The organism is Ferranicluibacter rubi (assembly GCF_011603255.1).
GTDB classification, from domain to species: domain Bacteria; phylum Pseudomonadota; class Alphaproteobacteria; order Rhizobiales; family Rhizobiaceae; genus Ferranicluibacter; species Ferranicluibacter rubi.
In genome coordinates this window covers 390,274-416,050 of record NZ_JAANCM010000004.1, presented here as the reverse complement: position 1 = coordinate 416,050, position 25,777 = coordinate 390,274, and the positions used below count along the sequence as shown (strand labels likewise).

Genomic DNA, 25,777 nt, shown 5'->3' with positions numbered 1-25,777 from the left:
GGAAAGAGTATTCCGTTAGATATCGAGGTTCGCCACGTTCAGCGCATTTTCCTGAATGAAGTCGCGGCGCGGCTCGACTTCGTCGCCCATGAGGCGGGAGAACAGGCTGTCGGCATCGGTCGCATCGTTGACGCGGACCTGCAGCAGCGAGCGGACGTTCGGGTCGAGCGTCGTTTCCCAGAGCTGCTCGGCATTCATCTCGCCGAGACCCTTGTAGCGCTGCATGGAGAGGCCCCTGCGGCCGCTGGCGAAGATGGCGTCGAGCAGGGCGCGCGGGCCGCTGATCTCCTGCGTGCCTTCCTTGCGCCGCAGCACGGGCGGAATGGCGTAGATGTCGTGCAGCTTGGCATTCAGCTGGTCGATCAGGCGGGCATCCTGCGAGGCGATCAGTGCCATGTCGAGGAAGGCGAGTTCCTTGACGCCGCGGACCATGCGCTCGAGCCGCAGGCCGCCGTCGCCGGCGATCTCCGCGCTCCAGCCACGTTCGGTTTCCTCGGCGATGAGGTCCAACCGCTCGGCAAGTTCGCGGGCGATCACTGCGGATTTCTCGTCGTCGCGCAGGCGTTCGGGATTGAGCGCACCGGCAATTGCAGCCTGCTCGACGACGGAACGGCTGTAGCGGGAATGCAGGCCTTCGACGAGCGCGCGCAGGCGCAGCGCATCGGTGATGACTTCGCGCAGATCCTGCCCGGCGCGCACTTCGCCGGAACCGAGCTCGAGGCGTGCCTCTTCCAGGCCCATCGAGATGAGATATTCCTCGAAGGCCTTCTCGTCTTTCAGATACTGGGCCGACTTGCCGCGTGTAACTTTGTAGAGCGGCGGCTGGGCGATGTAGAGGTGGCCGCGCTCGATCAGTTCCGGCATCTGGCGGAAGAAGAACGTGAGCAGCAGCGTTCTGATGTGGGCGCCGTCCACATCGGCGTCCGTCATGATGATGATCTTGTGATAGCGCAGTTTGTCCGCATTGAACTCGTCCTTGCCGATCGACGTGCCGAGCGCCGTGATCAGCGTGCCGATTTCCTGGCTGGAGAGCATCTTGTCGAAGCGCGCGCGCTCGACGTTGAGGATCTTGCCGCGCAGCGGCAGAATGGCCTGGTTCTCGCGCGAGCGTCCCTGCTTGGCGGAGCCGCCGGCGGAGTCACCTTCGACGAGGAAGAGTTCGGACTTGGACGGATCGCGCTCCGAGCAGTCGGCAAGCTTGCCCGGTAGCGAGGAGATGTCGAGCGCGCCCTTGCGGCGGGTCAGCTCGCGCGCCTTGCGGGCGGCCTCGCGGGCAGCAGCAGCTTCCACCACCTTGCCGACCAGAATCTTCGCGTCGGCGGGATGTTCTTCGAACCAGGTGCTGAGCGCCTCGTTGACGAGGCTTTCGACCACCGGGCGCACTTCGGACGAGACAAGCTTATCCTTGGTCTGCGAGGAGAACTTTGGATCGGGAACCTTGACGGAGAGGACGGCGGTCAGGCCTTCGCGGCAGTCTTCGCCCTGCAGCGTCACTTTTTCCCTCTTGGTGATGCCCGAGTGGTCGGCATAGGACGTCACCTGGCGCGTCAGCGCGCCGCGGAAACCGGCCATGTGGGTGCCGCCATCCCGCTGGGGAATATTGTTGGTGAAGCAGAGCATGTTCTCGTGGTAGCTGTCGTTCCACCACATCGCGACCTCGACGGTGATGCCGTCCTTCTCGCCGCGGATGGAGACGGGTCGCGTGACCAGCGGCTTCTTGGCTCGGTCGAGATAGACGACGAAGGCCTCGAGGCCGCCATCATACATCATCTCTTCCTGCTTGATGTCGGAATGCCGCTTGTCCGTGAGAACGATGCGGACGCCGGAATTGAGGAAGGCGAGCTCGCGCAGGCGATGCTCCAGCGTTCCATAGTCGAACTCGACCTGCGTGAAGGTATCCGTGCTCGGCAGGAAGGTGACTTCCGTTCCCGTCGTGCCACCGCTGTCGCCGGTCACCTGCAGCGGACCATCGGCCACGCCATGGGTGAAGCTCATCTCGTGAGCCTTGCCGGCGCGGCGGATCTTCAGCTTGAGCGAGACGGAGAGCGCATTGACCACGGACACACCCACGCCATGGAGACCGCCGGAGACCTTGTAGGAATTCTGGTCGAACTTGCCGCCCGCATGCAGCTGGGTCATGATGACCTCGGCAGCGGACACGCCTTCTTCCTTGTGGATATCGGTCGGGATGCCGCGGCCGTTGTCGGTCACGGTCACGGAGCCATCCGCATTCAACGTCACCGTCACGAGGTCGGCATAGCCGCCCAGCGCTTCGTCGATCGCGTTGTCGACGACTTCATAGACCATGTGGTGCAGACCGGATCCGTCGTCGGTATCGCCGATATACATGCCCGGGCGCTTGCGCACGGCATCGAGACCCTTGAGAACCTTGATCGAATCGGCACCATATTCGGCATTCGCGCCGGTTGCAGCATCAGGCAGTTCGGTCATAGAGGTCGGGTCTTTCCATTGTTACGGCGTCGTTTCGGACGCTTGCCATACGAGAATCCGGGCCATGCGGGAATCCGGGAGGGCGAATCAGCTTGCTGGCAATCGTCTGAATATAAGCATTTCCGGGTCCGGTTCCAAATCTGACAGATGGTTGCGGCCAGAAACGGGACTTGAAATCGATCCGGCGAAAGCGGGATCGGGGGATGGTTCTTCCGTTTGTCTCGCAGCTCCCGAGGCAAGATCGCCAGGCTCTTTTGCCGGAGAGGGTTTCAGGAACTATCTTTAGCACCCTTCTGCGCATTGTCCAAAAGTTGCGTGATATCCACAACCGTCTGGTTCGGGAGATGCCGGATCCGGGCCGCCAGGAGGTTGGCAAGGATCGTGTGGCCGGGGGGAAGGCCTGATGTGTCGACGGTGACGCGCGGGTTCGACTGCGCCGCAAGCGCGAACAAGGCATCCGCCTCGTCCCAGATGATGTGGAAGTACCCGGCGACCCGCTGGAGGAAATCGAAGCTCGGCGTGCCGCGCTTTCCGTGCTCCAGCGCCGAGAGATAGGCCGCGGACACGTTGAGCGCCTGCGCCATCTGCTTCTGCGTCACCCCACGCTCGGCGCGCAGGCGGATCATCTCCTCACCGAAGGGCGTCATGCGAAGGGGCCGAAGCCATGCCGCGAGACGCCGTGCCGTGACAGGCGAACATAGAGAGCGCCTTCGCCCCCATGATTGCGGGCAGCGGGCTCGTAGGAGGAAATCAGCGAACGAAAATCCGGCAGGGAGAACCAGAGAGGCACCGCGCGCTTCAATACCCCTTCACTGCCCATCGACGTGCCCTTGCCGGTGATGACGAGAACATGGCGCAGGCCGTGATCGTGCGCCCGCGTGATGAATCTCAAGAGGAGCCCATGCGCTTCCGACTGCGCCATGCCGTGAAGGTCGATGCGGGCATCGATCGGCAGGTGGCCTTTGGCGAGCTTGCGCTTGACCGGCTTTTCCAGCGGCTGGTGATGTCGCGGCGTTTCGACCTTGGCGACGGGCACCGGCTCGCGCGTCACCTTCGCTGCGGGAACGGGCATAGGCTCTGTGGGCTTTGGCGGCGCCTCCTCTCCTTCGAAGAGCGCGAGCAGTTCCATGCGTCCGGGGAGCGCGCGCGTCGAGCGGGCGACCTTGCCCCAGAGAATGCGGTCTTCGCTCGAAAGCGTCTTCTTCCTCGTCATGCCTCGTATCTTGCCGCTGCCGCCTTCGGAATCAAAATGAAAAAGTCCGCCTCGTTGCGCACCGCGCCGGCCCGCTCGCCGGCTTCGTCGCCCGACCCGGCGAAGATATCGCCGCGGGCCGGACCGACGATGGCGGTGCCGGTGTCGAGCGCCAGCATCAACCGGTGGAACGGACGGCCTCCGTCGATACGGGTCAGGCTATCGCTTGCAATGAAGAACGGCACGCCGAAGGTATGGATCAGGCGATCGACCGCCAGCGAGCGTCCCGCCTGCAAGGGCACCTTGGCGGCGGCGACAGGTCCGAGCGCGGGATCATCGACCACTGCCTCGCGAAAGAAGATGAAGGAGCGGTTGTGCCACATCACCGCGTCGGCTTCCTCAGGATGCGTATCGAGCCAGGCCTTGATCGACTGCATCGACACGGTCGCCGCATCGATCTCGCCACGGTCGATCAGAAGCCTGCCGATAGCCGAGAAGGGGTGGCCGCTTTTGGCGGCATAGGTGATGCGCTCCGAAGAACCGTCGGGAAAAATGAGGCGCGCCGCGCCTTGGACATGGGCGAAGAAGACGTCGGTCTTCGACCGGGCAAAGGCGATCTCCAGCCCGCGCCCTGCAAGACAGCCGGTCTCGATCGCGCGCCGGTCGGGATATTCCTCGATCCGGTCTTCCATGCTTCGGGCGAAGGCGAAGCTCTCGTCCAGCGATGCCGGGCGGTTGGTCGCATCAAGATCGACCAGATCGTCTGGCCGGCGATAGAAGGGAAAGACGTATTCAGTGGTGCGCTCGCGGCTGACGGCAACGGTCGGCTCGAAGAAGGCGGTGACGAAGCCCGGCTTTCCATCCCGGCGCTCGATGGCGAAGGGCTGAAAGTTTGCCTCGAAGAAGGTGCGGGATGCAAAGGCGTCCGGCGCTTCCACGTCATCAGCAGCGCGATAGGCGGGCAGGAGATCGTGTGAGGAGATGCCGAGCGATCCAGTCCGGTGGGGCTTGATCGTTTCGACATGATGCCGGCACCGGCGGAGTGCCGGCAGGAGATCCGATGGATCGTCGCTCGCCCAGCCGGGCAGATCCGAAAAGGCGACCTTGCGGAGCGCGAAATCCATCGGCGATCCCTATCTTTCTTCTGCGAACGCCCGCTCTCTTCTGCAAATGCCCGGATGCCGAGACCTCAATTCTCGGATTCGGTCGCGATCAGCTTCCAGTTCGGATCGCGCGAGCGGCTGTCGCGGGCAAAGGTCCAGAGGTCGTTGACCTCAGAGACGGCTTCCGCATCGCCATCGACGATCGTTCCGGCCTTGTCGAAGGTCGCCGAGATCAGCTGGCTGAAGATCCGCACGGTGACGATCGCTTCTCCGTCCTTGAGGTCGGACGAGACGATGTCGGACTTTTCGATGCCGACGAAGGTCGACTTGACGACTTCGCCCTTGGCTTCGCGGTCGGCGATAGCTGATTCGAAGCCGTCATAGACTTCCTTGGAGAGGAGCGACTTCAGCGTCTTCCGGTCGCCATCCGCAAAGGCGGTCACGATCATTTCATAGGCCATCCGCGCACCGTTCACGAACTCCTTCGGGTCGAAGGCGGTGTCGGCATCAGCGATCTTGCGCAGCGAAGCGTTCAGCGGGGTCTCGGGCTTGGCGAAGGCATCGATCGCGGCATAGCGCGCCGCCTCGTCCACGACTGTGTCGCGGCGGGGAAGCTGGACGACCTTGCCGGTGGGGTCGGCGCTGTCCACAGGTTCACGGGCGGAGAAGGGATCGGTCGGCGGGCGTTCATTGCCTGTCCGACGGCCCAGCACGCTGCGAAGCTGGATGAAAATGATCACCGCGGCGACAAGAAAGAACAATGTTACGAAGTCGAAAGATCCCATTTCCACCAATGCCGCTTTTATGATGTATCTTAGAGACCCATATAGACGCGATGGACCCATCATTCAAATGGCCAGGAGCAGATTGGCAAAGCGTTGAAAGCAGATCGGCAGGTATCTTGAAGCAGATCAACCGCCGACGCATGATCCAATGCCGCCTCTTCGCTCTGTTGCCTTAGGGCATCGGGCCGACGACAACCCTTCCAACCAACACGTGGACCGAATGCGCCTTTCCCTGATCCCGCTCTTCTTCCTGCTCCTGCCGATGGCGGAGATCGCCACCTTTATCGTCGTCGGGCGCGAGATTGGCGTGGGTGCCACGCTCGGTCTCATTCTCCTGTCTGCCATCGTCGGCGCGCTTCTCCTGAGGGCGCAAGGCCTTGGTGTCCTGCGGAAACTCCAGTCCGCATCGCGCACGGGCGAGAACCCCGGCCGGCAGATCGTGCATGGCGCGATGATCGTCGTCGCCGCCTTTCTGCTGATCCTGCCCGGGTTTCTGACGGACGTCTTCGGCATCCTTCTCTTCATTCCCGCGGTGCGGGAAGCGGTCTGGCAGTTCCTGCGCAAGCGTATCACCGTGGTGACGCGGACGAGCAGTGCGCGTCCTGATCCGGCCAGCACCCGGCCTCGCGCCATCCCCGGCGTGATCGATCTCGATGACGCAGAATTTACCAGGGACCCCGGCCGTACCGACCCGAACGACCGGCTGCGGTGACGGAAACGCCCTCGCCGGTGTCCCGCCCGGCCGCTCGGGTTGTAAGGGCATGCCCGAAATGATAGATGCGCTCGACCAATGAACCGCTCCATTCAACGCATCATTCTATCGAACGCCTCCAAGGAACGCGCCTCATGACCGACACAGCAGCACCCACGAACGGTGACACCGGCGAAAATCCGTCGCTGAACATTCTCGCCCAGTACATCAAGGACCTCTCGTTCGAAAATCCGGGTGCGCCGCGCTCGCTTCAGGCCCGCGACAAGGCTCCGGCGATCAACATCAACGTCAATGTGAACGCCAATCCGATGACGGATACGGAGTTCGACGTGGTGCTGACGCTGAATGCCGAAGCCAAGGATGGCGACAAGGTTCTGTTTGCGGTCGAACTGACCTATGGCGGCGTCTTCCGCGTCACCGGCTTCCCGCAGGAGCACATGCTGCCGCTGCTCTTCATCGAGTGCCCGCGCCTGCTCTTCCCGTTCGCACGCCAGATCGTGGCCGACGCGACGCGCAATGGCGGCTTCCCGCCGCTGATGATCGACCCGATCGATTTCGCGCAGATGTTTACGCAGCGCATGGCCGAAGACCGCGTCCGCGCCCAGGTTTCCACCACCCCGAACTGATCGGCCTTCAAGCCGACCGTTTTCAACGCCCGGTCCGACAAGGCCCGGGCGTTTTGCGTTCAGACCTCGTACTGCGACCAGATGGCCTTTGCGCCGATCTTCTCGATGAGGACCGCATGGGCGGCCATGTCACTTTCGGCAAGGCGCGGACGCAAGGGCACCGGGCGCTCGCGCGGCACGGCGACAACGTCGTCGGAGGCTTCCGCCTGGGCGCGGCTTTCCTGCGTGGTCAGGCCAAGCGCTGCCTGCCGGCCGCCGATCATCTCGATATAGACTTCGGCCAGAAGCTCGGAGTCGAGCAGTGCGCCGTGCTTCGTACGGTGGGTATTGTCGATACCGTAACGCCGGCAGAGCGCGTCGAGCGAATTCGGACCCATCGGATGCTTGCGGCGGGCCATCGACAGCGTGTCGGTCACGAGGTCTTGCGAGACCGCCGGGCGATCGAGACGCGCCAGCTCGGCATTGATGAAGCCCATGTCGAAGGTGGCGTTGTGCGCGACCCAGCGGGCGCCCTCAAAGAAGGCCATGAGGTCCTCAACGACCTCGGCGAAGACCGGCTTGTCCTTCAGGAAATCGTCGGTGATGCCGTGGACGGCGAGCGCATCGGGATGGACCTTGCGGTCACCGGGATTGATGTAGCGATGAAAGGTCCGGCCTGTCGGAAAGTGATCATTGAGCTCGATGCCGCCGATTTCGATGACGCGGTCCTGGCGATTGTCGAGGCCGGTGGTTTCCGTATCGAAGATGATTTCCCGCATGGCATTTTCCTTCCGTCGAATACGATCTGCTGTCCACCCGGGGACATGTTATCCCGCTCGGGTAGTGAGGTCGCGGACAATCTCTTCGACTCTTTGGCGCGCGGCGTCCAGTCCGTGACCGGTGTCGATCACATAGTTTGCACGGGCGCGTTTCTCGCTGTCCGACATTTGCCGCGACAGGATCAGGGCGAATTTTTCCGGGGTCATGCCCGGACGGGCGAGAACCCGCTGACGCTGGATGTCGGCATCGCAAGTAACGACCACGACCTTATCGACCCGATCCTCGCCGCCCGTCTCGTAAAGCAAGGGAATATCGAGGACAACAAGGGCGGCGTTTACCTGTCTTTCTCTGTCGAGAAAGGCCCGCTCCCTTTCCCGGACGAGGGGGTGGACGATCGACTCCAGCGTCTTGAAGCCGTCCGGATGTTTCGCCAGCGCCGCGCTGAGCGCCGCACGATCGACCACACTGTCTTTCGTGGAACCGGGAAAAGCTGCCTCGATGGGTGCGGCGGCCTGGCCGCGATAGAGATCATGAACGGCGGCATCGGCATCGTTGACGGGAACGCCCAGCGCCGTGAACATTTCGGCCGTCGTGGACTTGCCCATGCCGATCGATCCCGTGAGCCCGAGGACGATCATGCGTGTGCCGCCATATCGGCGATGACGAGGGCGCGCAGCGTTTCGTCCACGAGAGGCTTTTGACCGAACCATTTTTCGAAGCCCGGCGCTGCCTGATGCAACAGCATGCCGAGCCCGTCTACGATCCTTCGGCCCTGTGCCCCTGCCTGTGCCAGGATAGGCGTAACCAGCGGCACATAGACGATATCCGTCACGACAGCGTTGTCAGGCATGCGGGTGAAGTCGAAGTCCGGAACCGCCGTTCCATCCATGCCGAGCGAGGTCGTGTTGATGAAGAGGCTTGCATCGGTGAGAAGCTCCGGCAGTGCGTCCATGGCGTGGGCAATAACGCGTGTGCGCCCGAAACGGTCAGAGAGTTCGCGGGCACGTGGTAGCGTGCGATTGACCACGTGGATGGTGCGGACGCCGCGATCGCGGACGGCCTGGATCACCGCGCGGCTGGCACCGCCGGCGCCGAGCACGATGGCGGTCTCGGCGTTGTTCCATCCCGGTGCCCGCTCATCGAGATTGGCGGCGAAGCCGAGGCCGTCTGTATTGGTTGCCTTCAGCCGGCCCTCCTCCAGCCAGACGGTGTTGGCCGCACCCATTTCCCGGCTCAGCGCATCGGCCTCATCGACATGGGCGATCACTGTTTCCTTGTGCGGAATGGTGACATTGCCCCCCACGAAGCCGGATTGGCCGGATTTGAGAAGCGCGATGAAATCAGAAAAGATGGCGGGCGTGACTTCGCGCGTGGTGTAGCTGCCATCCAGCCCCAGTGTCTTCAGCCAGTGCGAATGGATCAGGGGTGAGCGCGAATGGCGGACCGGATAGCCCGCGACGAAGGCATGGTTAACAAATGTTTCACGTGAATCATGCATCGATGACACTCAGTTTTCTCAATTCGGCGAGCAACGGCAGGATCGGCAATCCGAGGATCGTGAAATAATCGCCGTCGATCGCCTCGAACAGCTGTATCCCCTCGCCTTCCAGCTGGTAGGCGCCGACGCTGGTCAAGGCCTTCTCCCCCACCCGCTCAAGATGGCGCGCGATAAACCCGTCATCGAACGGGCGCATCGTCAGGCGGGCGGTCGAGACGTGTGACCACACGGTCCTGCCATCCTGATGAAGGGCGATGGCGCTGTTCAGCTGATGGGTTCGGCCGGACAGGGCGCGCAAATGGTCATGCGCTTCCTTCATCGAGGCGGGCTTGTGAAACACGCGGCCCCCGAGCGACATCGTCTGGTCAGACCCGATGACGACGGGACCGGTGCCTTCCCCAACCCCTTGCCCTTTGCGCAACGCCGAGGCGACAGATTCAGCCTTCGCCTCGGCGAGCACAGTCGCGACCCTTTCCGGGGATGCGCCTTCTGCTTCGAGCGGCGCTTCCAGCGCGCGTTCGTCGATCTCGGCCGCCTGCCACGTAAAGGCGATGCCGGCATTCTCGAGCAGCATGCGCCGGAACGGGCTCGCAGAGGCGAGGACAAGCTGATGCGTCATGGATGATCTCTCCCTATCGCGATGCGGACTAGCGCAGGCGCGGCCTCAGGGCAACGATGGCGGCGGCCGTTTCCTCGATCGAGCGTCGCGTGACGTCGATGATCGGCCAGTTGTTGCGGGCGCAGAGCGCACGGGCATATTTCAGTTCCTCGGCAATCGCTGCACGATCCGTATAGTCCTGCCCGTGAAACCCTTGTGTCGTGCCAAGCACCCTGTGTTCGCGAACCTGGGAGACGCGATCGGCCGTCGCGATGAGGCAGACGACCAGCGGCTTCGTCGCCTCCAGCAGTCGTTCCGGCAGGGGCAACCCCGGCACGATCGGAATGTTGGCAGTGCGGATGCCACGATTGGCAAGGTAGATGCTGGTCGGCGTCTTCGATGTTCGGCTGATCCCAATCAGCACGACATCTGCATCGTTGAAGTCGGCCGGAAGCTGGCCGTCATCATGATCCATCGTGAAGTTCAGCGCGTCGATCCGCGCGAAATAATCGGCATCCATGACATGCTGGGCGCCGGACCGCCGCCGCGACGAGGTGCCGAGATAGGTCTGGAAGAGATCGATGATCGGCTCTAGCACGGACACACAGGGCACGCCGATCTGCTGGCACTGGGCATTGATGATGTCGGACAGCTCGCGATCGACGATCGTGTAGAGAACGATGCCCGGCGCCGTGTCGATCGACTCCAGCACCTGCATCAGCTGCTTGCGATTGCGGATCAGCGGATAGACGTGCTCCAGCGCATGATAGGTCTGGAATTGCGCCGCGGCTGCCCGGCCCGCCGCGATCAGCGTTTCGCCCGTCGAGTCGGAGATCAGATGCAGGTGGAAATAGTTTTTGTGATTGTCCACGCTATTCTTGGCCGCCTGTTGATGATGGTGGATAAACCGAGCCTAGGGGGGAGCCGGCCCGGCAGGCAAGGGGAAAACCTCCGACTTATTCACAAAGAGACCCGCGCCGGCGATCTTTCCGGAGAACTTGTGAAAAAGACTCGCGATGCGACCGATCGCCGCCGATCCTCAACAGGTCATCCACAGGCAGAGGAGAAATTGGACGACAGCCAAGTTGCTTGAATGACGGGATTTTTTCGACTTGCTCCCTATGTTGTCCCTCAAGCGCCTGATCATCGTCCCGCCAATTTGGACGGAATGGCGTTCTGGGGACAAAGGACGGACAACCTTTAATCCTTGATAGTCACCGACTCTAAGAAATAGAAACCCTTAGATTCAAGATTCTATTTTAAGAGGGAAGCTGTGTGTGACGTCTGAAAACCGCAAGCTCGTCCGTGTTCTGAACGGGGAGACGGTGACGCCTCCGCCCATCTGGCTGATGCGCCAGGCCGGACGATATCTGCCGGAATATCGCGAGACGCGGGCAAGGGCCGGGAGCTTTCTCGATCTCTGCTATTCCCCGGACTTTGCCGTGGAAGTGACGCTGCAGCCGATCCGGCGCTACGCTTTCGATGCGGCCATCCTGTTTTCCGACATCCTCGTCATTCCCGATGCCCTAAAGCGCAATGTCCGCTTCGAGGAAGGCAGCGGACCCAAGCTCGATCCGATCGATGTCGACGGTATCAAGGCTCTCGACGGAAGGCCGGTGACCGATCATCTGCGTCCCGTCATCGAAACCGTGGCGCGCCTGCGCCGGGAGCTTCCGACGGAAACAGCACTGCTCGGTTTCTGCGGTGCACCCTGGACGGTCGCGACCTACATGATCGCCGGGCACGGGACACCGGACCAGGCGCCGGCACGGCTGTTCGCTTATCGGAACCCGGAAGTCTTCGATGCGCTGCTCGCCCTCCTCGCCGAACTGTCCGCGGACTATCTCGTCGCGCAGCTCGACGCCGGTGCGGATGCCGTGCAAATCTTTGACTCCTGGGCCGGTGTGCTCGGGGAGGATACGTTCGAGCGGTTTGCGGTCGCTCCCGTGCGTCGGATCATCGACAGCGTGCGGGCACGCAGGCCCGATGCGAAGATCATCGCCTTCGCCAAGGGGGCCGGTTTGCTGCTCAAGGACTATCGCCAGAAGACGCAAGCCGATGCGATCGGTCTCGACTGGTCGGTGCCGCTGTCGTTTGCGGCCGACCTGCAGAAGGAAGGCCCGGTGCAGGGCAATCTCGATCCGATGCGTGTCGTTGCAGGCGGCAAGGCTCTCGAGGAAGGGATCGATCATATCCTCGACCGTCTCGGACAAGGCCCTCTGATCTTCAATCTCGGCCATGGCATCACGCCGCAAGCCGATCCTGCGCATGTCGCCGATCTCGTGGCTCGTGTCAGGAGCCGTGTATGAGCACCCCAGAGCGCGATGAGAGTGGCACGCGGCAGACGGATGCCCCTGCAGGCCGCAAATCGCGCGTACGGGCCTTTGTGGCGCTTTCGGTGCTTGTGGCTGTTATCGTTGGGCTGATCGTCTGGCAGCCGGCCGATCTCATTCTGTGGATCAAGGCGCTGCATGTCGTGGCCGTCATCTCCTGGATGGCCGGCCTCCTCTACATGCCCCGCCTGTTCATCTACCACACCGACGCCGAGCCGGGCTCGCAGACGTCGGAGACCTTCAAGGTGATGGAGCAGCGGCTCATGAAGGTGATCATGCGCCCGGCCATGATGATCACCTGGACGCTCGGGCTCTATCTCGCCTGGAGCGTCTACGGTTTTCAGGGCGGCTGGCTTCATGCCAAGATCCTTGCCGTGATCCTGCTGACCGGCGTGCATGTGCACTATGCCGATGCCGTCGGGCGTTTTTCGCGCGATGGCGCGCGACGCACGGCGCGCTATTGGCGACTGATGAACGAGGTGCCAACCGTTCTGATGATCGTCATCGTGATCCTCGTCATCGTAAAGCCGTTTTAAGGCGTGTTGAGGTTCAGGATTCCATTTGTTTGGAGATTATGATTCAAGCTCTGGATGGAACGATTTGTTTTGACTGATGCCCAGTGGGCGAAGATGGAACCGCATTGTAACGGCAAGTCGGGTGATCCTGGACGGAACGGAAGCGACAACCGGCTGTTTGTCGAGGCGGTGCTTTGGATCGTTCGCACGGGCAGCCCGTGGCGTGACCTGCCCGCGTCCTTTGGCAAATGGAACACAGTGTTTGTGCGCTTTCGCGATTGGGTCAAAGCCGATGTTTTTGTACGATTTTTCGAAGCCTGCTCGGATGAGCCAGACATGGAATACGCCATGGTCGACGCAACCATCGTCAAGGTCCACCGCCATGGACAAGGTGCAAAAGGGGGACTGAAAGCCAGGCCATCGGCCGTTCCAAGGGTGGCATGACGACTAAAATCCTGGCTCTTACCGATGCGCTCGGCAACCTGGTGCGCTTTGTCCTGATGCCCGGCCAGCGCTTCGACACGGTCGGCGTCGCGCCGCTGATTGAGGGTCTCTCCTTCGGAGGACTGATCGCCGACAAGGCCTTCGATAGCAACGCCATCATCGCAGACTTGAACGAACGTGGTGCCAAGATCGTCATCTCCCAGCATCCCAGACGGGCCTCGCCTCTGAAGATCGACGCCGAACTCTATAAATGGCGTCATCTCATCGAAAACTTCTTCTGCAAACTGAAGGACTTCAAGCGCATCGCTATGCGAGCCTGCAAAACCGACACAAGCTTCAAAGCTATCATCCATCTCGCCGCTGCCATCATCCATTCGCGATGAACCTCAACAGACCCTAGGCCATCACGGACATTTTAGCCTCTCACATCGCTAGCCCCCTTGCGGTGCAGGCCGGAAGTCGCTAGCGTGTGACATCCCATCTTTCTGGCGCGCGTTAGAGTTCGAGTGGCTATCCCCCTGCCGCTCCCTTGACCCACACAGCGCCAGCCCTTCCATTCCCTCTGCAAGTGTGATTTTCCTTCATGGCTGAAATGAAGCTCCAAGACCTCAAGAACAAATCTGCAACCGACCTTCTGGCGTTCGCCGAGTCGGTGGAGGTCGAAAACGCCAGCGTGATGCGCAAGCAGGAGCTGATGTTCGCCATCCTGAAGATGCTCGCGGCGCAGGACGTCGAGATCATCGGCGAAGGTGTGGTCGAGCTCCTCCAGGACGGCTTCGGCTTCCTACGCTCCGCCAATGCCAATTACCTCCCCGGCCCCGACGATATCTACATCTCTCCTTCCCAGATCCGGCGCTTCTCGCTGAAGACCGGAGATACGGTCGAGGGTCCGATCCGCGGACCGAAGGAAGGCGAACGCTATTTCGCGCTCCTCAAGGTCAACACGATCAATTTCGAAGATCCGGAGAAGATCCGGCACAAGGTGCACTTCGACAACCTGACGCCGCTCTATCCGAACGAGCGCTTCAAGATGGAACTCGAGGTTCCCACCTCCAAGGATCTTTCCTCGCGCGTCATGGATCTCGTGGCACCGCTCGGCAAGGGCCAGCGCGGCCTGATCGTCGCGCCGCCGCGCACGGGTAAGACGGTGCTGCTGCAGAACATCGCGCATTCGATCACCGCCAACCATCCGGAATGTTATCTGATCGTTCTCCTCATCGATGAGCGGCCGGAAGAAGTGACGGACATGCAGCGCTCCGTGAAGGGCGAGGTCGTTTCCTCCACTTTCGACGAACCGGCCACGCGGCACGTGCAGGTCGCCGAGATGGTGATCGAAAAGGCCAAGCGTCTTGTCGAGCATGGTCGCGACGTTGTCATCCTGCTCGATTCCATCACCCGCCTCGGCCGCGCCTACAACACCGTCGTGCCGTCCTCTGGCAAGGTTCTCACCGGTGGTGTGGATGCCAACGCCCTGCAGCGTCCGAAGCGCTTCTTCGGTGCTGCACGTAACATCGAAGAAGGTGGGTCGCTGACGATCGTCGCGACAGCGCTGATCGATACCGGCAGCCGCATGGACGAAGTCATTTTCGAAGAGTTCAAGGGCACGGGCAACTCGGAAATCGTGCTCGACCGCAAGGTCGCCGACAAGCGTATCTTCCCGGCGATGGACATTCTGAAGTCCGGTACCCGCAAGGAAGACCTGCTCGTTCCGCGTCAGGATCTCCAGAAGATCTTCGTTCTCCGCCGTATTCTCGCGCCGATGGGCACGACCGATGCGATCGAGTTCCTGATCGACAAGTTGAAGCAGACGAAGACGAACGGCGATTTCTTCGACTCCATGAACACGTGAGATTATCGGCCTCACAAGAAGCTGATCTTTCGTTTCGTTCGACGCATTCTGAAAATCCCTGGCATCCTCCAGGGATTTTTTCGTTTATCTCAGATGAAGTTTTCACGGACGGTTCGAATGTCAGCGGCCAGCGATACGATCTATTCTCTTTCTTCCGGCGGTCTGCCCTCTGGTGTCGCCGTTATTCGGATCAGCGGGCCATCGGCGTTGACGGTGTGCGAGGGTCTCTGCGGCGGTCCTGTTCCTCCGCGTGTGGCCACGCTGCGTACGATTCGGTCCCGTAACGGAGATGTGGTTGATCAGGGACTGGTCTTGTCGTTCCCCGGCCCGGCCTCCTTCACAGGAGAGGACTGTGTCGAGCTTCAGGTTCATGGTGGGCGGGCCGTCGTGGATCGCCTGTTGGACGAACTCGCAACGTTCCCCACATTTCGTCATGCAGAAGCCGGCGAGTTCTCGCGCCGGGCCTTTGCACATGTAAAGCTGGACCTCCTCGAAATCGAGGGTCTCGCCGACCTGATCTCTGCCGAGACCGAGATGCAACGGCGCCTTGCAGGCGAACATGCTCGCGGCGGGGTTTCGCAGCTTTATCAAGGCTGGGCGAAACGTCTGACCCACGCCCGAGCGATGATCGAGGCGGAGCTCGACTTTGCTGACGAGGACGATGTTCCGGGTTCCGTCAGCGATATGATCTGGCAGGATACACAGAAACTCAGAACGGAAATCGCCGAACATCTCGCTGGTGCAAGGACCGGTGCGATCATTCGGGATGGCTATCGTGTGGTCATTTCAGGACCTCCTAATGCCGGGAAATCGAGCCTCCTGAATGCACTCGCCAAACAGGACATTGCCATCGTCACGGATATCGCGGGGACCACCCGTGACGTCCTCAGTGTTGATATTTCTTTAGCCGGATTCGTTGTGAAACTCTTCGACACCGCCGGTTTGCGTGAGGCGGTCGATCCGGTCGAGCGCGAAGGCATACGAAGAGCGATGGCTCTTCTGGAGGATGCCGATCTTATATTGTCTCTCTCTGACACGCCGGACGGATTTATGGTTCCGCCAGACAGCCAGATCGAGATCCTCAGAATTGCCACCAAGATTGATATTTCCTCGGAATCATGGGATAGAGCCGCGGCCGACGTGTTCGTCTCCGTCGAGCAGCCCGAAGGCTTGCAGTCTTTGATTTCGGCGCTAACGGCGCGACTTCCGGATCAAACCAAAGCGGATTCATTCGCTGTTCCCTCTCGCCGTCGGCATGCTGATCATTTGACGCAGTGTTTGACTGCGCTGGATGAGGCTGTTGAAAGTGTCGATCTCGATATCCAATCCGAGCAACTTCGGCGAGCCGGAGATGCGCTGGGGCGAATTACGGGTCGGGTCGATGTCGAAGATCTCCTGGATGTTATCTTCTCGGAATTCTGTATCGGCAAATAGACTGCAACGCATGCGAGTCGTCCCGCACGTTTCACGTGAAACATTGAATCGGAATCGAAATGATCGTGAAGTATGATGTTATCGTTGTCGGTGGTGGACATGCCGGCTGTGAAGCGGCAGCCGCCGCTGCGCGTCTCGGCGCCAATGTTGCGCTTGTCACGCATAAGCGTGAAACGATCGGAGTGATGTCTTGTAATCCCGCCATCGGTGGATTGGGCAAGGGTCACCTTGTCCGGGAGATCGATGCGTTCGATGGACTGATGGGTCGGGTGGCGGATCAGGCTGGCATCCAGTTTCGGCTCCTGAATCGTAAAAAGGGCCCAGCCGTTCGTGGGCCGCGAACACAGGCTGATCGCCGACTATACCGGCAGGCGATGCAGGCGGAACTTGCGGACCTCTCCTTGCTGACGGTGATAGAGGGAGATGTAGTCGATCTCGTCCTCGACCAGACCGCCATTGCCGGTGTCGTCCTCGCGACCGGAGAGACCATATCCTGTGGCGCTGTCGTCCTCACGACAGGCACGTTTCTCCGTGGTCTCATTCATATCGGAGATAAAAAGATTCCAGCCGGTCGCGTCGGTGAGGCGCCGTCAATCGGGCTGTCAAAAGTGCTCGAAGACCATCATGTAACATTGGGCCGACTGAAGACCGGAACGCCAGCGCGTCTGGATGGCCGGACGATTGGATGGGACAGGATTGGTAGTCAGGCAGCGGATGCGGAGCCCGTTCCCTTCTCCTTCATGACGGATCGTATTACGACGCGGCAGATCGCGTGTGGCGTGACCCGAACCACCGATGCGACCCACCGGATCATTGAGGAGAACCTTCAGCGGTCCGCGATGTATTCTGGACAGATCTCTGGCGTTGGACCACGTTACTGCCCATCGATCGAAGACAAGATTGTGAAGTTCGGCGAGCGTGATGGGCACCAGATCTTTCTTGAACCGGAAGGTCTCGATGATCACACCGTCTACCCGAACGGTATTTCGACATCCCTTCCGGAGGAAGTCCAGGCAGCTTTTATCCGAACGATACCCGGGCTTGAGGATGCGAAGATCCTGCAGCCCGGCTACGCGATTGAATATGACCATGTCGATCCGCGCGAGCTTTTGGCGAGCTTGGAACTTAGGAAGATCCGCGGTCTGTTTCTGGCAGGTCAGATCAATGGGACGACGGGCTACGAGGAGGCAGGGGCGCAGGGTCTTGTTGCCGGCCTGAACGCGACGCGCAAAGTTTCCGGCCAGAGTCCTCATATTTTCTCCCGTACGGATTCCTATATCGGCGTGATGATCGATGATCTGATCACCAGGGGGGTGGCGGAACCCTATCGCATGTTCACCTCGCGCGCGGAGTACCGGCTGTCTCTCCGGGCCGACAATGCCGACATGCGGCTGACACCGGCTGCAATCGCCCTCGGCTGCGTCTCTCGCGAACGCCATGACCGATTTACCGCATGGCAGAGTTCCTTCGCTGAATGGAAGGAAAAGCTTCATCAGCGGATGCTGACGCCAAACGAAGCGGGTGCGCATGGTTTCAATCTTAACAAAGACGGACAGAGACGCTCCGCCTTCGATCTACTGTCGCATGCCGATATTACACTCTCCCGTCTCTCCGGCATCTGGCCGGATCTCGCGAAGGTGCCGGCCAAACTGGCCGAAGCCATCGAAATTGACGCGCACTATGCTGTCTATATGGATCGGCAGGCTGCCGATATCGTTCGAGCGCGTAAGGAAGAGGAGCGAACAATACCGGACGATTTCGCTTACGCAGATCTTCCCGGCCTTTCCAATGAGCTGAAACAGAAGCTGACGCGGATACAACCGCGAAATTTTGCCCAGCTTCAAGTCATTGATGGTATGACACCTTCAGCCGCTACGCTGATTCTGACCCATCTGCAGCGCTATGAGCGGCGTGATGCAGCACAAGGTGTACACTGATGGCGAGTCAGTCCGCGGAATTGATCGGCTTGCGTGTTTCACGTGAAACGACCGAGAGGCTTCAACATTTTACCCAGCTCTTCCTGAAATGGGCGAAAACGATCAACCTTGTGGCTCCCTCCACGCTTGGAGACATCGGTAACCGACATATCCGGGACAGCGCTCAGATTTATGCGCTCGCGCCCGGCCCGAAGACGTGGATCGATTTGGGAAGCGGTGGCGGATTTCCCGGTGTCATCACAGCCATTCTTCTTTCCGAAATCTCGGAAGGATGGGTTCATCTCGTTGAGAGCAATCAGAAGAAAGCAGCATTCCTTCGCGTCGCATTGCAGGAAACGGGTGCACGAGGCTCCGTTCATGTTCTGCGTATTGAAGACGCTCCCACGAAAATTCCGGCTTGCGATGCGATCTCTGCGCGGGCCGTTGCCGATCTGTCCCTGTTGCTGCAGTTCATCGCGCCCTGGATGGCGAGTGGTGCGACACGCGCTTTCTTTCACAAAGGCAGGGATTACGAGACGGAAGTCGCGAATGCGCGTGGTCGGTATGATTTCGATCTGGTAAAACACCAAAGCATTGTCGAGGCTGACTCCGTCATTCTCGAGATCACGCGGATGCAGCAGCTGAGCCAGGGCGCAGGAGCGATCAATGTCGCGCGATAAAAATCGGATCATTACGATTGCGAACCAAAAGGGCGGCGTTGGTAAAACGACGACAGCCATCAATCTCGCGACCGCTCTAGCTGCAATCGGTGAATCTGTCTTGATCATCGATCTGGATCCTCAGGGCAATGCGAGCACCGGGCTCGGTATTCAGCGCCGTGATCGTCGGTATTCTTCCTACGACCTGATGATGGGAACGCATACGATCGATACGATCGTTCATCCGACTGTCGTTCCGAACTTGTCGATCATTCCCTCGACCATGGATCTTCTTGGTCTGGAGATGGAAATTTCCAGTCAGAGCGACCGTGTTTTTCGCTTGAAGAAGGCTCTCGGGACACCGGAAGCACTGGCCTATTCCTATATTCTGGTCGATTGCCCGCCATCCTTCAATCTGCTGACCATGAACGCCATGGCCGCCGCGCATTCGGTTCTCGTGCCGCTTCAGTGCGAGTTCTTTGCGCTCGAAGGGCTTAGCCAATTGCTGGAAACCGTCGATCAGATCCGAAGGAGCGTTAATCCGCAGCTCGATATCCAAGGTATCGTCCTGACAATGTTCGATTCCCGGAACAACCTTGCACAACAGGTCGTGAGTGACGTGCGTACACATCTGGGCGAGAAAGTTTACCATACGCTCATTCCACGTAACGTCAGGGTTTCCGAAGCGCCGTCCTATGGAAAGCCTGCTATTCTTTACGATCTTAAATGTGCCGGCAGCCAGGCCTATCTGCAGCTCGCGTCGGAAGTTATTCAACGCGAGCGCCAGCGGAAAGCTGCGGCGTAATCGATTCGGCTCCAGAATAATAAGGAGAACGCCATGAACGAAGATCCCGCACGGCGCCGTCTCGGACGAGGTCTTGCCGCATTGATCGGTGAGATGGATCAGCCCATCGTCGCTGAATCAGCCTCCGCGCCAATCGTTCCAGCAGACCAGCGTGTCCCGATCGAGCATATTACGCGCAATCCACGAAATCCGCGGCGGACGTTCGACGAGGCGGAATTGCAGGATCTCGCAAACTCTGTTCGGCAGCATGGTATCGTCCAGCCTGTCGTCGTTCGCACTGTGAACGGTGACCGGTTCGAAATCATCGCGGGCGAGCGCCGCTGGCGTGCAGCCCAGCTTGCGGGCTTTTCGGATATTCCCGTCATCGTTCGCGATGTGGATGATCGCACGGCCCTCGAAATCGCCATTGTCGAAAACGTTCAGCGTTCCGACCTCAATCCTCTTGAAGAAGCCATGGGGTATGAGCTGCTGATCGCCGATCACGGCTACACGCAGAACGACCTCGGCGAGATCATCGGCAAGAGCCGGAGCCATGTGGCAAACAGCCTCCGGCTTCTGAAACTTCCAGAGCCGGTGCGCGACATGCTGTCCTCAGGCACACTTTCAGCTGGCCATGCGCGCGCGCTGATCCCCACGTCCGACCCGACCACCCTCGCCCGTGCGATCATCGCAAAGGGCCTGTCCGTTCGGGATACGGAAAAACTTGCGCAGAACGATATCCGGGCCCAGAACGATCCGACGTTTGGTGCGAAGCCTCGTCCTGAAAAGGATGCAGACACAGTTGCCCTCGAACGCTCCCTGACCGACAGTCTTGGCCTTGAGGTTTCTGTCAATCACCGGGCAAGTGGCGGCCAGCTGAAGATCAGCTATAAGACGCTGGAACAGTTGGAAGATATCTGCCGACTGCTTGAGCGGCGCTGACCGACGACGAGACAGAGACCAGAGTTTAAGCAGATCGTTGCCTTGCCGCTTGAAAGGCTATCGCGATCAGCGCCTGGCTGGCGATGTCGGCCTCAAGCGTCTGACGACCGCGACTTTGCAGGATCGCATTCTGGAGCCTTTGCAAATCTCGCCGGATGGCCGGTAGTCCCCAGTTCTTTAAAGCGGCTTCGATCAAGGGCTTGCGGCGGAAGTGAATGCCTCGACCGAGCGTCGCGGTGACTTGTGACGGTCCGAGCCGCTTTGCGTCCATCTCCGCCCTGAGAATGTCGAGCTGCTGGAACTGGCGCAGGCAGCTTTGCAGCACGAGGAACATCGACGTCTTCGATGCTTCGACCTTGCGGAGGGACGTCATCAGGCGATCCATATCGCCGGTAAGAACGGCATCCACGGCGTCATCGACCGAGGTGGAGCTGGCATCCCCGATGATATCGAGGACATGGCTTTCCTCGATGACGGGTTCATCGCGGCAGTAGAGCGCGAGCTTGGCGATCTCGTTACGCGACGCCAGCCGGTCCGCACCCAGAAGATCGCGGAGCGCTTCGCGTGCCGCTGGTGTGATGCGCAGGCCAGCGGCACCCAGTTCCTTATCGATCAGGCCGTTGATGGCCTTCACGTCGTCGGCATAACAGGCGACGGCGATGACGCTGCGCGCAGTTTCCCCTATCTTTCGGAGGGCTGTGCCCTTTTTCAGGTCACCGGCTTCCACGATGACGAAGGCGTCGCGCGGTGGCTCCTCGGCAAGGTAGGCGAGGCCTTCGCTCAGGGCCTTTTCCGTTCCCGATGCCCGCACCCAGACGAGCTTGCCACCACCGAAGAGACCCAGTGCATTGGCCTCGTCGGCAAGCCTGCCCGGAGACAGGTCGCTGCCATCCAGCTTGATGAGCGAGAAGGGATCGTCGAGCGCAATGCCGGTTTTCGCTGCGATCGCTACGGCGCGTTCGGCGACCAGGCCACGATCGGGTCCATAGAAAAGGTAAAGCCGCTGGCTGGGCAGCGGCCTTTCCACGAAATTGTCGAACTCGTGGGATTTGATTTCACTCATGCCAACGCCGGATCAGTTGCCGAGTGCTGCGGCGAGATCGGCGCGGATGACTTCCGCGAGTTCGCGGGCAGCTCGGTTCTCTGCATCGCGGATCGCGCGAAGCTTGGCAAACTCCTGGATCGGGAAATCGACCAGTGCGACGGCTTTGCGATGACCGGATTTCACCGTCTTGCTAGTATCGACGCGAGTCAGGTTATAGTCCGCCTCGATGACAAGACGACCAGCCGAGGCCGTGTCGTTATCCTTGCGCTCGTCGAAGAGCACGCCGGTGGTCTGGTGGCTGACGCTCAGCGCCAGCTGGTATTGCGGCGCGACCGGTTCACCCTTGCCACCAGATGTCAGGAAAATCAGGGCGTTGCGCACGCGCTGCTCCACCCGGTCTTTCGCCTCCGAGATCCCGATCGAAGCCAATGCAGTCGCCGGAGCGCCGCTCGGACCTTCGGAATAGAGCGGGCGAACCTGGCAGCCCGCTATAAGCAAAAGGGAAAGACCGGCAAAGCCGAGGGTGAGGCGGCGGCGGGGATCGAACTTAGACGACGACATTCACGATCCTCTGCGGCACGACAATAATCTTCTTCGGCGTCCGGCCTTCCAGCGCGGTCCGCACGGCATCGAGGGCAAGTACGGCAGCTTCGACGGCACTCTGATCCGCATCGCGCGCGATTGTCAAATCGGCGCGCTTCTTACCGTTGATCTGGACCGGCACGACGATCTCGGAAACCGTGACCAGCGCCTCGTTGAAGCGCGGCCAATCCGCCTGAGCGATCAGGCCCTCGCCGCCGATAACGCTCCAGCACTGTTCCGCCAGATGCGGGGTGATCGGCGCCATGAGGTGAATGAGGATCTCGACCGCGTCGCGCATGGCGGCGGTCGTCGCGGCGTCCGTTCCGGTGGCAACATCGCTGAGCGGCGCGGCAAGGGCGTTCACCATCTCGTAGAGGCGGGCGACCGCCTTGTTAAAGGCGAGCTTGTCGTAGTCAGCTTCGACCGCCTTCAGCGTCCTGTGGGCGACCTGGGAGATGACAAGCGCGGGGCCTTCCGTGGCGGGGGCAGCCTTTGCAGCGGCCAAAGCGGGCGCTGCTTCGGAGATCAAGCGCCAGACGCGCTGGACGAAGCGATGGGCGCCTTCCACGCCGGCCTCCGACCAGATGACGTCACGGTCCGGCGGCGAGTCCGACAGCACGAAAAAGCGTGCCGTGTCGGCACCGTAGGATGCGATGATGTCATCCGGGTCGACCACGTTCTTCTTCGACTTCGACATCTTCTCGATGGAGCCGATAACGATCTCTTCGCCGGTCTCGTTCAGCGTCGCCCTGCGGCCGGTGCCGAGATCCTCGATGGTGATGGCCGAGGGGTTGATCCATTCGCGCTGGGCGCCTTCTCCACGGCTGTAGGTCTCGTGCACGACCATGCCCTGGGTGAAAAGACCCTTGAACGGCTCGGACAGCCCTGCGTGACCGGCAGCCTTCATGGCGCGGGTGAAGAAGCGGGAGTAGAGGAGATGCAGGATCGCATGCTCGATACCGCCGATATACTGATCGACGGGGATCCAGCGATCGACAACCGCTCGGTTGGTCGGCTGTTCTTCCCACGGCGCTGTGAAGCGCATGAAATACCAGGAGGAATCGACGAAGGTGTCCATCGTGTCGGTCTCGCGACGGGCCGCAGCGCCGCATTGCGGGCAGCCGACATGGCGCCAGGTCGGATGGCGGTCGAGCGGGTTGCCGGGCTTGTCGAAGGTGACGTCGTCGGGCAGGCGAACCGGAAGGTCCTTCTTCGGCACGGGAACGACACCGCAGACTTCGCAATGAATGACCGGAATGGGGCAGCCCCAATAACGCTGACGGGAAATACCCCAGTCGCGCAATCTGAAGTTGACCTTGCGTTCGGCCTGAGGACGACCGCCAAGCTCCTTAGTTTCGAGCAAGCTCGCCACGCGCTCGAAAGCGGCTTCGGTGGTGAGGCCGTCGAGGAAGCGCGAATGGATCATCACGCCGTCGCCGGTATAGGCCTCCGTGCCGACGCTGAACGTCGCGGCATCGCCGTCGACCGGCATGACCACGGGCGTCACGGGCAGGTCGTAGCGGCGCGCGAAATCGAGGTCGCGCTGGTCGCCCGAAGGGCAGCCGAAGATGGCGCCCGTGCCGTAGTCCATCAGGACGAAGTTGGCGACGTAGACGGGCAGTTCCCAGGAAGGATCGAGCGGATGGCGGACGCGCAGGCCCGTGTCGATGCCGCGCTTCTCTGCCGTCTCGAGGGCTGCAAGCGAGGTTCCCGCGCGACGGCATTCATCGCAGAAGGCTTCCAGCTCGGCATTCCCGGCAGCGACCTTGCGCGCCAGCGGATGATCTGCGGCGATCGCCAGGAAGGAAGCGCCGAACAGAGTGTCCGGACGGGTCGTGTAGACCTCGACCTCGGTTTCGCCGGGTGCGCGTGCGTCTGCGACGAGCTCCCAGCGGATGGAGAGACCCTCGGAGCGACCGATCCAGTTCTTCTGCATCAGCCGGACCTTTTCCGGCCAGTGCTCCAGCGTATCGAGGGAATCCAGCAGGTCCTGGCTGAAGTCGGTGATGCGGAAGAACCACTGCGTCAGTTCGCGCTGTTCCACGAGTGCGTTGGAGCGCCAGCCACGGCCGTCGATCACCTGCTCGTTGGCAAGCACGGTATGATCGACCGGATCCCAGTTGACCTTGGACTGTTTGCGATAGACCAGCCCTTTTTCCATGAAGTCGAGAAAGAGGTGCTGCTGCTGCTGGTAGTAGGCAACGTCGCAGGTCGCAAACTCGCGGCTCCAGTCGAGCGAGAGGCCCATGACCTTCAACTGCGCCCGCATGGCCGCGATGTTCTGGTAGGTCCATTCGGCGGGATGAACGCCGCGCTCCATGGCCGCGTTTTCCGCGGGCATGCCGAAGGCGTCCCAACCCATGGGATGAAGAACGTTATAGCCGCGGGCGCGCTTGTAACGTGCGACGACGTCGCCCATCGCGTAGTTGCGCACATGGCCCATGTGGATGCGGCCGGAGGGGTAGGGAAACATCTCCAGGACGTAGTATTTTTCCCGTGGATCGTTATTGTCCGTCTTGTAGACGGAATTCTCATTCCATTCGCGCTGCCAGCGTGGTTCTGCATCGCGCGGGTTATAGCGTTCTGTGGCCATGTGTTTCGTCGTTCCGGAAATTGTGGCGGGGCGCTGCCGCTCGGTCTTATGTGGCGTGACCTTCATCATGAAACAACGGTAGCGTCAAGTTTTGCGGGCCTTTGCTTGGGCCCTGCGGCATTCCCCGCAAGCTTGCTTGGCGGCCTGTCGCTGATTGTCTATATCGAGCCAGCAATCGCGCGTGACCGTGGCGCTTCAAGCCACATGACTGCCAGGGAGACCTTACCTATGACCCGAGTGGACCAGTGGAACGAGGTGCTGTCGCGCATCCACGTGGCGGAGGACGGTGCTGCGCGCGCGCGCGGCTCCGTGGCGCTGGTTGCGGTATCGAAGACCTTCGATGCAGACGCCATCCGTCCCGTGATTACGGCCGGGCAGCGCGTGTTCGGCGAAAACCGGGTGCAGGAGTCGCAGGGCAAGTGGCCGGAGCTGAAGGCAGAGACGTCGGGTATCACGCTGCATCTGATCGGCCCTCTCCAGTCCAACAAGGCTGCCGACGCCGTTGCGCTGTTCGACGTCATCGAGACCATCGACCGGGAGAAGATCGCACGCGCTGTGGCGGCGGAGATCGCACGGCAGGGCAAGCCGGTCCGGATCTACGTGCAGGTGAACACCGGGCTCGAGCCGCAGAAGGCGGGCATCGCGCCGGAAGAGACGGCAGCTTTCGTGGCGATGTGCCGGGATGCACTGAACCTACTCGTGGAAGGGTTGATGTGCATTCCGCCGGCGGACGAAAATCCGGGCCCGCATTTCGCGCTGCTGGCAAAGCTTGCCGCAGAGAATGGGGTCGAGAAGCTGTCGATGGGCATGTCGGGCGATTTCGATGTCGCCATCGCCTTCGGGGCGACCAGCGTTCGCGTGGGGTCGGCGATCTTTGGTCTGCGCGATGTCGTTGCGCGGCCTGCTTGAGGATCTTGAAAACCTGAGGTCACAAAAAACCCGGCGTATGGCCGGGTT

25 protein-coding genes are annotated in these 25,777 nt (G+C 60.8%); 12 read left to right on the top strand and 13 right to left on the bottom strand.

All coding sequences use genetic code 11. The features are described 5' to 3' along the window. Window positions 1–15: 15 nt before the first annotated feature. The 5 genes from gyrB to G8E10_RS10995 form a co-directional block, all read right to left on the bottom strand. Window positions 16–2,451 carry a DNA topoisomerase (ATP-hydrolyzing) subunit B gene (gene gyrB, locus G8E10_RS11015; RefSeq protein WP_092931121.1) on the bottom strand — a complete coding sequence of 812 codons (2,436 nt, stop codon included), beginning with the start codon at window positions 2,449–2,451 and terminating at the stop codon, window positions 16–18. 269 nt (window positions 2,452–2,720) lie between these two features. Beyond that, on the bottom strand, window positions 2,721–3,098 hold the full coding sequence (locus G8E10_RS11010) for a helix-turn-helix domain-containing protein (RefSeq protein ID WP_167128750.1): 378 nt from the start codon (window positions 3,096–3,098) through the stop codon (window positions 2,721–2,723). Continuing rightward, window positions 3,095–3,664, bottom strand: coding sequence for a Smr/MutS family protein (locus G8E10_RS11005; RefSeq protein ID WP_167128747.1), 570 nt, complete (start codon window positions 3,662–3,664; stop codon window positions 3,095–3,097). Before G8E10_RS11005 ends, G8E10_RS11010 begins: the two co-directional genes overlap by 4 nt. Then, window positions 3,661–4,767 carry a murein transglycosylase A gene (gene mltA, locus G8E10_RS11000; protein WP_167128744.1) on the bottom strand — a complete coding sequence of 369 codons (1,107 nt, stop codon included), beginning with the start codon at window positions 4,765–4,767 and terminating at the stop codon, window positions 3,661–3,663. Before mltA ends, G8E10_RS11005 begins: the two co-directional genes overlap by 4 nt. 65 nt (window positions 4,768–4,832) lie before the next feature. Next, on the bottom strand, window positions 4,833–5,531 hold the full coding sequence (locus G8E10_RS10995) for a Tim44/TimA family putative adaptor protein (RefSeq protein ID WP_167128741.1): 699 nt from the start codon (window positions 5,529–5,531) through the stop codon (window positions 4,833–4,835). A 220-nt stretch (window positions 5,532–5,751) separates the two neighbouring features. On the opposite strand from G8E10_RS10995, the gene G8E10_RS10990 reads away from it, so the two are divergent. Beyond that, window positions 5,752–6,243 (top strand): FxsA family protein, encoded by a 492-nt coding sequence (locus G8E10_RS10990; RefSeq protein ID WP_167128738.1) that lies wholly within the window; start codon window positions 5,752–5,754, stop codon window positions 6,241–6,243. Between the two features lie 134 nt (window positions 6,244–6,377). Then, the gene (gene secB / locus G8E10_RS10985; protein WP_110730434.1) at window positions 6,378–6,869 is read left to right on the top strand and encodes a protein-export chaperone SecB; all 492 of its coding nucleotides are present in this window, start codon (window positions 6,378–6,380) and stop codon (window positions 6,867–6,869) included. 59 nt (window positions 6,870–6,928) lie between these two features. Here secB and dnaQ read toward each other — a convergent pair whose 3' ends face one another. The 5 genes from dnaQ to G8E10_RS10960 are packed head-to-tail and all read right to left on the bottom strand — an operon-like array spanning window position 6,929 to window position 10,595. Further along, the gene (dnaQ, locus tag G8E10_RS10980; RefSeq protein ID WP_167128734.1) at window positions 6,929–7,627 is read right to left on the bottom strand and encodes a DNA polymerase III subunit epsilon; all 699 of its coding nucleotides are present in this window, start codon (window positions 7,625–7,627) and stop codon (window positions 6,929–6,931) included. Window positions 7,628–7,675: 48 nt separating this feature from the next. Next, complete coding sequence (gene coaE, locus G8E10_RS10975; RefSeq protein WP_167128731.1) at window positions 7,676–8,266, bottom strand: dephospho-CoA kinase; 591 nt, start codon at window positions 8,264–8,266, stop codon at window positions 7,676–7,678. After that, window positions 8,263–9,126 (bottom strand): shikimate dehydrogenase, encoded by an 864-nt coding sequence (locus G8E10_RS10970; RefSeq protein WP_167128729.1) that lies wholly within the window; start codon window positions 9,124–9,126, stop codon window positions 8,263–8,265. Before G8E10_RS10970 ends, coaE begins: the two co-directional genes overlap by 4 nt. Continuing rightward, complete coding sequence (locus tag G8E10_RS10965; RefSeq protein ID WP_167128726.1) at window positions 9,119–9,745, bottom strand: Maf-like protein; 627 nt, start codon at window positions 9,743–9,745, stop codon at window positions 9,119–9,121. The genes G8E10_RS10970 and G8E10_RS10965 overlap by 8 nt, the downstream gene beginning before the upstream one ends. A gap of 28 nt (window positions 9,746–9,773) precedes the next feature. Next, window positions 9,774–10,595 carry a pyruvate, phosphate dikinase/phosphoenolpyruvate synthase regulator gene (locus G8E10_RS10960; protein WP_167128723.1) on the bottom strand — a complete coding sequence of 274 codons (822 nt, stop codon included), beginning with the start codon at window positions 10,593–10,595 and terminating at the stop codon, window positions 9,774–9,776. A 406-nt stretch (window positions 10,596–11,001) separates the two neighbouring features. Between G8E10_RS10960 and hemE the strand changes: the two genes are divergently transcribed. The 9 genes from hemE to G8E10_RS10915 all read left to right on the top strand — a co-directional run bounded on the left by hemE (window position 11,002) and on the right by G8E10_RS10915 (window position 20,600). Then, window positions 11,002–12,033, top strand: a complete 1,032-nt coding sequence (hemE, locus tag G8E10_RS10955; protein WP_167128720.1) for a uroporphyrinogen decarboxylase — start codon at window positions 11,002–11,004, stop codon at window positions 12,031–12,033. Beyond that, a complete protein-coding gene (gene hemJ, locus G8E10_RS10950; RefSeq protein WP_167128717.1) occupies window positions 12,030–12,593 on the top strand; it encodes a protoporphyrinogen oxidase HemJ in 564 nt (187 codons plus the stop codon). The genes hemE and hemJ overlap by 4 nt, the downstream gene beginning before the upstream one ends. A 54-nt stretch (window positions 12,594–12,647) precedes the next feature. Beyond that, window positions 12,648–13,399, top strand: a protein-coding gene (locus G8E10_RS10945) for an IS5 family transposase (protein WP_167128714.1) whose coding sequence is annotated in 2 segments (ribosomal slippage) — window positions 12,648–12,978 and window positions 12,978–13,399 — 753 coding nt in all. Because the reading frame shifts where the segments join, the coding sequence is not laid out codon by codon here. 200 nt (window positions 13,400–13,599) lie between these two features. Continuing rightward, the gene (gene rho / locus G8E10_RS10940) at window positions 13,600–14,865 is read left to right on the top strand and encodes a transcription termination factor Rho (RefSeq protein WP_092931093.1); all 1,266 of its coding nucleotides are present in this window, start codon (window positions 13,600–13,602) and stop codon (window positions 14,863–14,865) included. Between the two features lie 117 nt (window positions 14,866–14,982). After that, window positions 14,983–16,299 (top strand): tRNA uridine-5-carboxymethylaminomethyl(34) synthesis GTPase MnmE, encoded by a 1,317-nt coding sequence (mnmE, locus tag G8E10_RS10935; protein WP_167128711.1) that lies wholly within the window; start codon window positions 14,983–14,985, stop codon window positions 16,297–16,299. A 62-nt stretch (window positions 16,300–16,361) separates the two neighbouring features. Continuing rightward, window positions 16,362–18,236, top strand: a complete 1,875-nt coding sequence (mnmG, locus tag G8E10_RS10930) for a tRNA uridine-5-carboxymethylaminomethyl(34) synthesis enzyme MnmG (protein ID WP_343289722.1) — start codon at window positions 16,362–16,364, stop codon at window positions 18,234–18,236. Continuing rightward, window positions 18,236–18,895: a 16S rRNA (guanine(527)-N(7))-methyltransferase RsmG gene (gene rsmG, locus G8E10_RS10925; protein ID WP_167128702.1), complete on the top strand. Its 660-nt coding sequence runs from the start codon at window positions 18,236–18,238 to the stop codon at window positions 18,893–18,895. Before mnmG ends, rsmG begins: the two co-directional genes overlap by 1 nt. Continuing rightward, window positions 18,882–19,679, top strand: a complete 798-nt coding sequence (locus G8E10_RS10920) for a ParA family protein (protein WP_092931085.1) — start codon at window positions 18,882–18,884, stop codon at window positions 19,677–19,679. The genes rsmG and G8E10_RS10920 overlap by 14 nt, the downstream gene beginning before the upstream one ends. Before the next feature lie 33 nt (window positions 19,680–19,712). Further along, window positions 19,713–20,600, top strand: coding sequence for a ParB/RepB/Spo0J family partition protein (locus G8E10_RS10915; RefSeq protein WP_167128698.1), 888 nt, complete (start codon window positions 19,713–19,715; stop codon window positions 20,598–20,600). A gap of 25 nt (window positions 20,601–20,625) precedes the next feature. On the opposite strand, the gene holA is transcribed toward G8E10_RS10915, so the two are convergent. Genes holA through leuS form a run of 3 tightly spaced genes read right to left on the bottom strand, consistent with a single transcriptional unit; the run spans window position 20,626 to window position 24,820 of the window. After that, a complete protein-coding gene (gene holA, locus G8E10_RS10910) occupies window positions 20,626–21,663 on the bottom strand; it encodes a DNA polymerase III subunit delta (RefSeq protein WP_167128695.1) in 1,038 nt (345 codons plus the stop codon). A gap of 12 nt (window positions 21,664–21,675) precedes the next feature. After that, window positions 21,676–22,206 carry an LPS assembly lipoprotein LptE gene (locus G8E10_RS10905; protein WP_167128692.1) on the bottom strand — a complete coding sequence of 177 codons (531 nt, stop codon included), beginning with the start codon at window positions 22,204–22,206 and terminating at the stop codon, window positions 21,676–21,678. Then, the gene (gene leuS, locus G8E10_RS10900) at window positions 22,193–24,820 is read right to left on the bottom strand and encodes a leucine--tRNA ligase (RefSeq protein WP_167128689.1); all 2,628 of its coding nucleotides are present in this window, start codon (window positions 24,818–24,820) and stop codon (window positions 22,193–22,195) included. The genes G8E10_RS10905 and leuS overlap by 14 nt, the downstream gene beginning before the upstream one ends. Before the next feature lie 228 nt (window positions 24,821–25,048). Between leuS and G8E10_RS10895 the strand changes: the two genes are divergently transcribed. Continuing rightward, the gene (locus G8E10_RS10895; RefSeq protein ID WP_167128686.1) at window positions 25,049–25,729 is read left to right on the top strand and encodes a YggS family pyridoxal phosphate-dependent enzyme; all 681 of its coding nucleotides are present in this window, start codon (window positions 25,049–25,051) and stop codon (window positions 25,727–25,729) included. The last annotated feature ends 48 nt before the right edge of the window (window positions 25,730–25,777 follow it).

Bases quoted from the DNA above. Each gene is read 5' to 3' on its own strand.
- leuS (WP_167128689.1), bottom strand. From the start codon at position 24,820: ATGGCCACAGAACGCTATAACCCGCGCGATGCAGAACCACGCTGGCAG.
- holA (WP_167128695.1), bottom strand. From the start codon at position 21,663: ATGAGTGAAATCAAATCCCACGAGTTCGACAATTTCGTGGAAAGGCCG.
- G8E10_RS10895 (WP_167128686.1), top strand. From the start codon at position 25,049: ATGACCCGAGTGGACCAGTGGAACGAGGTGCTGTCGCGCATCCACGTG.
- G8E10_RS10920 (WP_092931085.1), top strand. From the start codon at position 18,882: ATGTCGCGCGATAAAAATCGGATCATTACGATTGCGAACCAAAAGGGC.
- G8E10_RS10905 (WP_167128692.1), bottom strand. From the start codon at position 22,206: ATGTCGTCGTCTAAGTTCGATCCCCGCCGCCGCCTCACCCTCGGCTTT.
- G8E10_RS10970 (WP_167128729.1), bottom strand. From the start codon at position 9,126: ATGCATGATTCACGTGAAACATTTGTTAACCATGCCTTCGTCGCGGGC.
- coaE (WP_167128731.1), bottom strand. From the start codon at position 8,266: ATGATCGTCCTCGGGCTCACGGGATCGATCGGCATGGGCAAGTCCACG.
- mnmE (WP_167128711.1), top strand. From the start codon at position 14,983: ATGTCAGCGGCCAGCGATACGATCTATTCTCTTTCTTCCGGCGGTCTG.
- rsmG (WP_167128702.1), top strand. From the start codon at position 18,236: ATGGCGAGTCAGTCCGCGGAATTGATCGGCTTGCGTGTTTCACGTGAA.
- G8E10_RS11005 (WP_167128747.1), bottom strand. From the start codon at position 3,664: ATGACGAGGAAGAAGACGCTTTCGAGCGAAGACCGCATTCTCTGGGGC.
- G8E10_RS11010 (WP_167128750.1), bottom strand. From the start codon at position 3,098: ATGACGCCCTTCGGTGAGGAGATGATCCGCCTGCGCGCCGAGCGTGGG.
- hemJ (WP_167128717.1), top strand. From the start codon at position 12,030: ATGAGCACCCCAGAGCGCGATGAGAGTGGCACGCGGCAGACGGATGCC.
- G8E10_RS10915 (WP_167128698.1), top strand. From the start codon at position 19,713: ATGAACGAAGATCCCGCACGGCGCCGTCTCGGACGAGGTCTTGCCGCA.
- G8E10_RS10990 (WP_167128738.1), top strand. From the start codon at position 5,752: ATGCGCCTTTCCCTGATCCCGCTCTTCTTCCTGCTCCTGCCGATGGCG.
- G8E10_RS10995 (WP_167128741.1), bottom strand. From the start codon at position 5,531: ATGGGATCTTTCGACTTCGTAACATTGTTCTTTCTTGTCGCCGCGGTG.
- gyrB (WP_092931121.1), bottom strand. From the start codon at position 2,451: ATGACCGAACTGCCTGATGCTGCAACCGGCGCGAATGCCGAATATGGT.
- G8E10_RS10965 (WP_167128726.1), bottom strand. From the start codon at position 9,745: ATGACGCATCAGCTTGTCCTCGCCTCTGCGAGCCCGTTCCGGCGCATG.
- mltA (WP_167128744.1), bottom strand. From the start codon at position 4,767: ATGGATTTCGCGCTCCGCAAGGTCGCCTTTTCGGATCTGCCCGGCTGG.
- secB (WP_110730434.1), top strand. From the start codon at position 6,378: ATGACCGACACAGCAGCACCCACGAACGGTGACACCGGCGAAAATCCG.
- dnaQ (WP_167128734.1), bottom strand. From the start codon at position 7,627: ATGCGGGAAATCATCTTCGATACGGAAACCACCGGCCTCGACAATCGC.
- rho (WP_092931093.1), top strand. From the start codon at position 13,600: ATGGCTGAAATGAAGCTCCAAGACCTCAAGAACAAATCTGCAACCGAC.